The sequence below is a fragment of the Mesorhizobium sp. M7A.F.Ca.CA.002.05.1.1 genome (assembly GCF_003998335.1).
Classification (GTDB): Bacteria; Pseudomonadota; Alphaproteobacteria; order Rhizobiales; family Rhizobiaceae; genus Mesorhizobium.
Genome location: NZ_RZQI01001262.1, coordinates 1 through 1,271, shown reverse-complemented (window position 1 = coordinate 1,271; position 1,271 = coordinate 1). Strand labels below are relative to the sequence as shown.

Sequence of the window (1,271 nt, the reverse complement as noted above, 5' to 3'; positions counted from 1 at the left end):
CTCCATGAACACATCGCTCCCGTCAATCGAGCCGTCTCGCCAGGGGGATCAATAGTCTGTCTTTGGCGTAGGTATTTCAGCAGCCTGCTGTTAGCGTGCGGACGACGCCGACATCAACCGGCGGACAAATGCGACGAGGGCAACAAGCGCGCCTGACGCAACGCCGCCAGATCAGCCGAGCCCGTGCAGAAGCAGGCGACGGCCAACTGGCGGATGACGATCTCGAAATGCGCGACAACGGCCCCGGTGGACACTGTCGCCGCGCCCAGCACGCTGGCCGCCTGCCCGGCGATGTCCGCGCCCAGGCGGATGGCCTTGGCCACGTCGACGCCATCGCGGATCCCGCCCGACGCGATCAGCTTCACCGTTGGCAGCGCCCGACGCACCGCCTGCACGCTGGTCAGGGTGGAATCCCCCAATCGGCGAATGACATCGCCACTGCACGGTCGGCGGCATTGCGGGCGCGCTCGCCCTCCACTGCGGCCCAACTGGTGCCGCCGGCGCCGGCGACATCGATTACCGCCACGCCCGCCTCGACGAGCGCACAGGCACCGAGGCGGACAGGCCCGCCCCCACTTCCTTGGCCACCATCGGCACGCCCACGATGCGCGCGGCGCCAGCGATCAGCGCCAGGACGCCGCGCCAGTTCGCGGTCGCCCTCCGGCTGTACCGCTTCCTGCAGCGGATTGAGATGGACGATGAGCCCATCGGCCTCCAGCGCGTCCACCGCGCGACGCGCCAGGTCCAGGCCGTCGGCCTCCCGCAGTTGCGCGGCGCCGATATTGGCCAGCAAGGGAATGTCTGGCGCCAGGCGGCGCAGCGCGCGCGTTAGCCCCTGGGAGTTGCGGGATTGCAGGCTCACACGCTGCGAACCGCACATGGCGATCCCCAAGGCTTGCGCTGCCTCGCTCAAATGCCGGTTGATGGCCTCGGCCCGTGGCATGCCGCCGGCCATAGAGCTGATCAGCAGCGGCGCGCGCATAGCCTTGCCCAGCAGCGAGGCGCGCAGGTCGATCTGCGTCAGGTCCAACTCGGGCAGTGCGCAGTGTTCGAAATGGATGTACTCCCAGCCAGCGGCCACCGTGGCCGGCGCCGTTCGCCGATCCAGCACGATGTCCAGATGTTCGTCCTTCCCCGGCTCAGGGCGGTGTCGCTCATGCTCGCTCCATCCGTAGCAGCGGGCGACGGCGTTGCGTCGGATCGAACCGACGGCAGCGCGCCCAAGCCGCCGCCTCCGGCGCGTCCAGGCCGACGCACGCTGCCCTCCCCCT

1 pseudogene is annotated in these 1,271 nt (G+C 69.5%); it reads right to left on the bottom strand.

What is annotated here, in order from left to right:
- Positions 1-113: 113 nt before the first annotated feature.
- Positions 114-1,158: pseudogene (gene fni / locus EN939_RS34715) on the bottom strand (type 2 isopentenyl-diphosphate Delta-isomerase).
- Positions 1,159-1,271: the final 113 nt, after the last annotated feature.